We start from the raw sequence: 7,289 nt of genomic DNA, 5'->3' as shown, positions 1-7,289 counted from the left end.
CGTACTGGTTTAAAGTTAATCCACTATAAAACATCCCCCTGTTGCTATTCCCTCCCCTATCCGAACACAACCGACAGACATTAAAAAACGACCTTTCATTAAGAAAGGTCGTCTGAAACATAACAAGCGGCAAACTTAATGCGCTTCGATAAAGGCAGCAACTTGTTCGGAATTGGTCAAAGCGCTGCACACGGCTTCTTTGTTGATACGTTTTGCCAAACCTGCCAACACTTTGCCCGGTCCGCATTCGGCGGATTCGGCAATGCCTTCAGCAACCAGCGCATTGACGGTTTCCGTCCAGCGCACAGGGCTGTAAAGTTGGCGGACAAGCGCGTCTTTGATTTTCTCTGCATCGTCGTAAGCGGCAACATCGGCATTATGGATGACGCGGATTTGCGGTTGTTTGATTTCAACGGTTTTGAGCGCTTCGGCAAGTTTTTCCGCAGCAGGCTTCATCAGGCTGCAATGTGAAGGAACGGATACAGGCAGCGGCAGCGCGCGTTTGGCTCCCGCTTCTTTGGCGGCGTTCATGGCGCGCTCGACGGCGGCGGCATTGCCCGCGATCACGACTTGTCCGGGCGAATTGAAGTTGACGGCTTCGACCACTTCGCCTTGCGCGGCTTCTGCACAAATGGCTTTAACCTGTTCATCTTCCAAGCCGAGGATTGCCGCCATCGCACCTACGCCCTGCGGCACGGCAGACTGCATCAGTTCGGCGCGCAGGCGGACGAGTTTGACTGCATCCGCAAAATCCAATGCACCGGCGGCAACGAGTGCAGTGTATTCGCCGAGGCTGTGGCCGGCAACGACGGCAGGCGTTTTGCCGCCCGCTTCAAGATAAGCACGGTAAACGGCAACACCGGCAGCCAGCATAATGGGCTGCGTATTCACGGTCTGCCCGATGAGGTCGGCGTCCGTACCGTTAATCATCACCCACAAATCTTGACCCAATACGGCGGAAGCTTCGTCGAAGGTGTTTTTTACGACCGATTGTCCTGCGAAACCGTCCATCATATTGAGGCTTTGCGAACCCTGACCGGGGAAGAAAAATGCAAAAGACATGATATTCCTTTGTTTCAGTTTAGTTTTTCAGAAAATTCGTCAGAGGATTATCGGCGTAATGTATCAGCAGGGCATAGGTAATGGCAACATTTATTGCCACTGTCAGCCAGAAAATCTGAACAAAAGGAACTTTCTTGGTTTTGTGGCGGAACGCGGCGCGCGCAACCAATGCACCGGGCCAGCCGCCCAGCAGGCTGAATGCGTGCAGTTTATTTTCTGGGATACGGTTTTGGTATTCGTTTTTACGTCTGATTTTGCGCGCGGACTCCATCGCCGTCTGCTTGTCCTGTTGATAGAGGATGAAGGCGGCGATACTGATAAGGACGTAAATGAAAAACAGTTTATTGGAAAGCACGGCGACAACGGTCAGGAAAACGACGGCGATGACGCTGTTGATCAGGAGTGCCTGCATATCGATATTGAGCCTGTTGTAGTCGGGTGGCAATTCGTCAAACAGGAATGCTTCGTCGCCCAGTCGGACAACCTTGACGGCTTGTTGGCGGTTGCCTTCCATCGGGCGGTTGCAGTAGAAACTGACGCGCTGCCCTGTTTGCGGACGGCAGGTATTGTAATGGTACGCGCTGATGTGGAAGAAAATATTTTGGGATTCGTCGCCGAAACGGATAAAGCCGTAGCCTTTGGCATCATCCCATGTGGTAATCGTACCGCTCATAACCTGATTGGGTGGCAGCAGATTTCTTTGGGCGGATTTCGGAGCGGGATAGCGGGTTTCAGCAACCAACGGCTGCTCAATTTTGACTTCAACTTTAGGACCGTGTTCCGGACGGAAAAAGTGTACGGTTTGACCTTGCGCTTTTTGGGCGGGCGCAGCGTGTATCGATTCAGGCTCGGGTTCGGACTCAGGCGTACTGCGGATAACGGCATTGACCAGTAGCCATTGTCCGTTGGGATGGCGGCGGAGCGTGCCTTCAAGGCGGTCGCCCGCCCTAGGCGTACGGGTTTGGTCGGCAAGAAACTGTCCCAGCACAAAGACCGGCTGCCCTTCATTTGAAACATCCATTCCATAACCACCATTCTTCGACCAATCCCAGTCGGTCAGCGTAATGACCGCGCTGTCATTGTTTTTATAACCCGGATTGACGCGCTCGACACCCCTTGCGACGGCGCGGTTGTTTTCCGTTTCTATTTGAAAGCTGACACGGTGTCCGGTTTCAGGTTCTTGATAATCGGGGTGGAGGGATTGGCGGTTGGCAAAGATGCGTTGCGAAGACTCGTCGCAAATAATGGAGCCGCGGCTCATTTCCCCGAACCAATGGGCGATTGTCCCGTAATGTTTATTATGGTTCATTTTATTTTTATATTAAGGAAAAAATGTATTGGATAATAACCAGCTTTCCAATTATACCGATTTATCATAATTTATGCAGAATTTAACCATAATGAATAAAAGGTCGTCTGAAACGGTGTCGGTTTGAAGCAACTACACGTTTTCAGACAACCTTTTTTGCGTGAAAAGAATTAGGAGGTATCTACAAGCATTGAGTTGTGCATTTGAAAAATAAATTGACGCATACAAAAAGCTTCCCCCCTCCCTGTTTCAATGTAATTAAATGAAAAACTCCCTCTTAACCCCCTATCAAAAAACTGACCAAAGTCTAAAATAACTTCTTGAAAAATTATAAAAAACATAAGAGAATGAACATCTTCGCACCCGAAGAAAATCTTTACATTATCCTTTACATTGTCCATAAACGAGCTTAGGGAAATATCATGACATACCTATCACGCGCCTTCTCTTTGTCTATCCTCGCAGTCGCACTTGCCGCCTGTGGCAGCAGCGGTGGAGACTCTCCCTCAACCCAAGCAGCAAATAACGCCAAGCCGCAAACGCCTGCAACCACACCGGCCGCAGATCAATCAGGTGGCAGCAGCGGCGATTCACCTACAACCCAAGCAGCAGACAACACCAAACCGCAAACGCCTGCAACCCAACCGCCAACAGACCAGACAGCAGGCAACGCTCCCAAAGAGCCGAAGCTGACGCTGGCAACCATGCCGGATAAAAGTGCCAAGCGGATTTACGAACTGCCTTACTCGACAGTTACAGGCATTACGCAAACGAAGCTGCAAGCTAACGGCTACACTGGAGAGGTTACAGATATCCAAATCAGCGGCACCCCGACACTTGAGTCAGCCTTGCCTAAAATGGGCAAGGTGGTTTATCACGGCGATGCTTTTAACGATCGAACCGATCCTGTAGAAGGTACTATTGGCTACGGCACAAGTCCCGGTTCTTTGGAATACACCATAGATTTCGACGAACGTACCGGCCATGGAAAAATTTCCTCGCTTCAATTAGATTTTGGAGACATCATGCTGAGACAGGGCAAGCTCGAAAAAATCAATCTGGACGGACAGGAAGTCATGGGTGTACGAAGCAATGTCGATGTTGCCAGGTCGGGCGATCCTTATAATCCGGACTATATACCGGCAGGCAATTACGAATTGGGCATCTTTGGTCCGAATGCCGACTCGATTGCAGGTAAACTCAAATCGTTTTTCAATATCGGTTTCGGTGGTACGCGGGACGGTAAATAAATACTTTGTACGAAGCAGGAAAATCATATGGCAAATGCCATCTGTGTCTGATCGAACAGCGCATTTTTTGGACTTTCATAAGGTCTGAATGATGAAAGGTCGTATGAAAACCCAAAGCATCAGGTTTTCAGACGACCTTTCATATTTTAAGCGGATATAGGGCTGGTCATCTTCTTTTGATATGACACTTGCCGTCTGCCTTCCCACACAGGCAGGAATTCATCGGTAAGCTCAAGAAATCTTTGTTTGAAAAGAAATTGCTGCAATTCAAAATTGGATTCCCGCCTGCGCGGGAATAACGACATGGATAACCCCTGCTTGAATTCACTATACGGACACGCATCCATCAAAAAGGTCGTCTGAAACCGCTCCGGCGCAGTTTCAGACGACCTTTTAAGTTTCAAACGGACAAAAAATCAGTATTTCACCAATACCGCGCCCCAAGCGAAGCCGCCGCCTATGCCTTCGAGCAGCAGGTTTTGTCCGCGCTTGATTTGACCGTTTTGAATGCCGACATCAAGCGCGAGCGGGATGGAAGCGGCGGATGTGTTGCCGTGTTCCTGTACCGTCAAGATAACTTTGTCCATACTCAAACCCAAGTGTTTGGCGGTGGCGTCGATGATGCGTTTGTTGGCTTGGTGCGGCACCAGCCAGTCGATTTGATCGGGGGTATAACCTGCTTCGCTGATGACTTCGTCGGCGATTTTTGCGAGCATTTTGACCGCGAATTTAAACACGCCCGGCCCGTCCATCGTAATGTAGGGCGAGCCGCAAACTTGTCCGTTGGCGATTTGACCGGGTACGTTGAGCAGGTCGAGGTAGTTGCCGTCTGCTTTGAGTTTGCTGTGGATGATGCCCGCTTCGTCGGACGCGCCCAACACTACCGCGCCTGCGCCATCACCAAACAAAACGCAGGTCGTGCGGTCGTTCCAATCCACGATGCGGCTGAACGTTTCCGCGCCGATGACCAAAGCCTTTTTCGCCATGCTGCTTTTAATGTAGGCGTTGGCAGTGGACAGGGCGTACATAAAGCCCGCGCAGACCGCCTGTACGTCAAATGCGGGGCAGCCGTTTGCTATGCCGAGCTTTTGCTGGACGATGGTCGCGGTGGACGGGAACTGCATATCGGGGGTGGCGGTCGCCACGATAATCAAATCGATTTCATCGGCAGCGACACCCGCTGCAACCAGCGCGCGGCGTGATGCTTCGGCGGCGAGGTCGCTGGTTTTTTCGGCTTCGTCTGCAATATGGCGGAACTTGATACCGGTACGGGCGGTAATCCACTCGTCGGACGTATCGACTTTTTTCGCCAAATCGTCGTTGCTGACGCGGTTGGCGGGAAGATAGCTGCCGGTACCTAAAATTTTGGCGTATTGCATGTGAAGGCCTTTGAGCGTTGATTCGGATAATCGGCTATTGTAAGCGAAAACGGATGAATTGCCCAACGCCGCGAGGGCGTAAAACAGGTAAAGCGGGCAACGGCTTGAAAAACAAATATAAGCATATGATTTCAATAAAACTTACTTTTCAAACCATCTAAAAATTTACGTTTCCATATCCCGTTTTCAGACGACCTCGGTTACACAAAATCCCCCCAAAGCGTCTGCATCGCCGCAATCGCCGCCAGAGAAGCGGTTTCCGTCCGCAACACCCGTTTGCCCAGCGTTACCGACTGGAATCCCGCATCAAACGCCATTCTCTCCTCCTCGTCCGTCCAGCCGCCTTCCGGCCCCACCATAAAAATCAGGTCGTCTGAAAACGGCTTGACGGCACGCAAACTTTGGGCGCGGTTCAAACTCATCAACAGCTTGGTTGTTTCAGACGACATCTGTTTCAAAGCCTCGCGGTAAGGCAGCAGCGGCCGCACCTCCGGCACGATATTCCTGCCGCTTTGTTCGCAGGCAGACACCACAATTTCCTGCCAACGCGCCACCCGTTTATCCGCCCGCTCGCCACTCAGGCGCACGACGCAGCGTTCGCTGATTACCGGCTGAATAGCCACCACGCCCAGCTCCACGCTTTTCTGCAAAGTAAAATCCATACGTTCGCCACTCGATACCGACTGCACCAGCGTGATTTTCAGTGGCGACTCATTGTCCGCCTCCTCCTCGCGCAACACTTCCGCGCAGGCACGGCGTTTCTCCAAAACATCCAAACGCGCGGGATACGCCTTGCCATTGCCGTTAAACAAAACGACCTCCTCCCCGCAGCGCACGCGCAAAACATTTAAATGACGCACAACATTATCAGGCAGTTCAACGACTTGCCCCGCATATAAAGCATCAGGCAGATAAAATCTGGACATGGTTCTTCAAGTGAAAACGGATATAATAACGCGATTATACGATTTCGCACCCCAACCGCAAAAACAAGGACAAAAAGTGTTACACCGATTGCAAAAAGTCGTCCGGCACATCGCGCAAACCGAAGTCATGCCGCGCTTCCTGAATACCCCGTCGCACCGCAAAGAAGACGGCTCCATGCTCAGCGAAGCCGACCTCGCCGCCCAAACTGCCTTCGCCGCCGCCCTGCCCTTGTTGATCGACAGCCCCATGCTCGGCGAAGAAATGAGCGTACAAGAACAAACCACCCTTTGGAAACTGCACGCGCATACCGATGGGCTGTGGGTCGTCGACCCCATAGACGGCACCAACAACTTCGTCAACGGACTGCCCCATTTCGCCGTTTCCGTCGCCTTCGTCAAAAACGGCCGCGCCGAACTCGGTATCATCTATAACCCCGTCAGCGGCGAATGCTTCTACGCCGAACGTGGCAAAGGCGCATACCTCAACGGCACACCACTGCCCCTGCGCACCGTCGACAAAAAACTCAGCGAAGCCATCGCAGGCGTCGAAATCAAATACCTGCGTTCCGGCAAACTCACCAGCCGTATGAGCACGCTCGCCCCCTTCGGCACCATCCGAAGCATGGGCAGCAGCACACTCGACTGGTGCTACCTCGCCAGCGGACGCTACGACGTTTACGTCCACGGCGGGCAAAAACTGTGGGACTACGCCGCCGGCGCGCTGATTTTCGAAGAAGCAGGCGGCAACCTGTCCACTTTGGAAGGCGACGACTTCTGGAGCGGCGAACACGTTTTCAAACGCTCCGTCATCGCCGCCCTGCAACCCGCCCTGTTCGAGCGTTGGGAAAAATGGATACGGGAGAACCAATAAACCCGTTTTAACAAAAAAGCATTAATTGAACAAAACAACGATAGAAAATATGAAAAGGTTTTTCAGACGACCTTTTTGACATCAACCCACCCATTTTGAAGCAATAAACCTGATGAGCAGACCTTCCGTTATTTTCATTGATGTGGACGACACCCTTGTCAGAAGCGTAGGCAGCACGCGCATCCCCATGCCCGAAGTCATCCGCCAAGTCCGCCGCCTGCATGAAAACGGACATATGCTTTACCTCTGGAGCAGCGGTGGGGGCGACTACGCCCGTCGCAGCGCAGAAGAATTGGGCATATCGGAATGTTTCCAAGCATTTTTACCCAAACCAAACGCCTATATTGACGATCAAGCGGTACATGAATGGCGGTTCTGCACCCACTTCCTTCCTATTAACAGCGGGCAAATCGACGGATAACTGCAAAGCGATATTTTGCCCGATGGAATTTAAATATATTCAATTAAAAACAAAATAGTACAATACTCAAC

The 7,289-nt window shown here is 51.5% G+C and carries 7 protein-coding genes; 3 read left to right on the top strand and 4 right to left on the bottom strand.

Annotated elements, in window-relative coordinates:
* Positions 1-135: 135 nt before the first annotated feature.
* The gene (gene fabD / locus HMPREF3066_RS07855) at positions 136-1,062 is read right to left on the bottom strand and encodes an ACP S-malonyltransferase (RefSeq protein WP_070441849.1); all 927 of its coding nucleotides are present in this window, start codon (positions 1,060-1,062) and stop codon (positions 136-138) included.
* Positions 1,063-1,081: 19 nt separating this feature from the next.
* Positions 1,082-2,371, bottom strand: a complete 1,290-nt coding sequence (locus tag HMPREF3066_RS07850; RefSeq protein WP_070441846.1) for a DUF1294 domain-containing protein — start codon at positions 2,369-2,371, stop codon at positions 1,082-1,084.
* 422 nt (positions 2,372-2,793) lie between these two features.
* Between HMPREF3066_RS07850 and HMPREF3066_RS07840 the strand changes: the two genes are divergently transcribed.
* The gene (locus HMPREF3066_RS07840; protein WP_060975295.1) at positions 2,794-3,621 is read left to right on the top strand and encodes a factor H binding protein domain-containing protein; all 828 of its coding nucleotides are present in this window, start codon (positions 2,794-2,796) and stop codon (positions 3,619-3,621) included.
* 416 nt (positions 3,622-4,037) lie between these two features.
* On the opposite strand, the gene HMPREF3066_RS07830 is transcribed toward HMPREF3066_RS07840, so the two are convergent.
* Both HMPREF3066_RS07830 and HMPREF3066_RS07825 read right to left on the bottom strand, forming a co-directional pair.
* Entirely contained in the window at positions 4,038-5,000 is a 963-nt protein-coding gene (locus HMPREF3066_RS07830; RefSeq protein WP_070441840.1) for a beta-ketoacyl-ACP synthase III, read from the bottom strand.
* 200 nt (positions 5,001-5,200) lie between these two features.
* Positions 5,201-5,926 (bottom strand): 16S rRNA (uracil(1498)-N(3))-methyltransferase, encoded by a 726-nt coding sequence (locus HMPREF3066_RS07825; RefSeq protein WP_070441837.1) that lies wholly within the window; start codon positions 5,924-5,926, stop codon positions 5,201-5,203.
* Between the two features lie 76 nt (positions 5,927-6,002).
* Here HMPREF3066_RS07825 and HMPREF3066_RS07820 point away from each other — a divergent pair, with 76 nt between their 5' ends.
* Positions 6,003-6,797 (top strand): inositol monophosphatase family protein, encoded by a 795-nt coding sequence (locus HMPREF3066_RS07820; RefSeq protein WP_036492236.1) that lies wholly within the window; start codon positions 6,003-6,005, stop codon positions 6,795-6,797.
* 112 nt (positions 6,798-6,909) lie between these two features.
* Positions 6,910-7,218 (top strand): HAD family hydrolase, encoded by a 309-nt coding sequence (locus HMPREF3066_RS07815; protein WP_060975291.1) that lies wholly within the window; start codon positions 6,910-6,912, stop codon positions 7,216-7,218.
* The last annotated feature ends 71 nt before the right edge of the window (positions 7,219-7,289 follow it).

Origin of the sequence: Neisseria sp. HMSC03D10 (genome assembly GCF_001807625.1) — a bacterium.
In the GTDB taxonomy this organism is placed as follows: Bacteria; Pseudomonadota; Gammaproteobacteria; order Burkholderiales; family Neisseriaceae; genus Neisseria; species Neisseria mucosa.
The sequence above is the reverse complement of the archived record's forward strand: the minus strand, read 5'-3'. Positions and strand labels throughout refer to the sequence as shown.